Genomic DNA, 550 nt, shown 5'->3' with positions numbered 1-550 from the left:
GTTCAAACGCATAGCAGTGCGGGGTATACACCAAGCGGGCGTGGTTGAGTTTCAAAAATCGACCTAAAAACCCGGCTTTGCTAGAGTGCAAGTGCACAATATTGGGTTTTATGTCATTGATGGTTTGATTGGCGTCTCGCACAAACTGCAGAAGCCCATCTTCCACCCATTTCGTTTGAGCAAAAACATCGTGATTGCTGTCTTTGGTTAAATCATTGTGACGCGCTCTAGCAAGCAAAAAGTGTTCATACGGTTCATGTCGAGATGAATGTACATAGCTGTACAGTGCGGTTTGAACACCGCCACCAAAGGCTTCGGTAATATGCAGTACTTTTTTCATGCTGACTTTGTCCCTGGAGTTTTTAACCACTTGGTTTTGAAAGCTTCTCGTTCTTGCTGCGAGTAAATATGGCGATAAAGCGGTAAGTCATACATATAAAACAACTTAGAAAAATCGTAATGCTGTTTAAAGTATTGGTGGATGTTGGAATACCATTTGTTCTTTGCTTCATTGCTGTTTTTCAGAACAAAGTTGTCGACATTTAGGAAG

1 protein-coding gene and 1 pseudogene are annotated in these 550 nt (G+C 41.6%); both read right to left on the bottom strand.

Going from position 1 to position 550, the window contains the following annotated elements; genetic code table 11:
* Positions 1 to 340: pseudogene (locus R7E78_RS29525) on the bottom strand (capsular biosynthesis protein); the annotation flags it as partial.
* On the bottom strand, positions 337 to 550 hold a 214-nt coding region (locus R7E78_RS29520; RefSeq protein ID WP_318059069.1), incomplete at its 5' end, for a putative capsular polysaccharide synthesis family protein. The pseudogene R7E78_RS29525 and the gene R7E78_RS29520, both read right to left, overlap by 4 nt.

This window comes from Vibrio sp. YT-19(2023), from assembly GCF_033337395.1.
The sequence above is the reverse complement of the archived record's forward strand: the minus strand, read 5'-3'. Positions and strand labels throughout refer to the sequence as shown.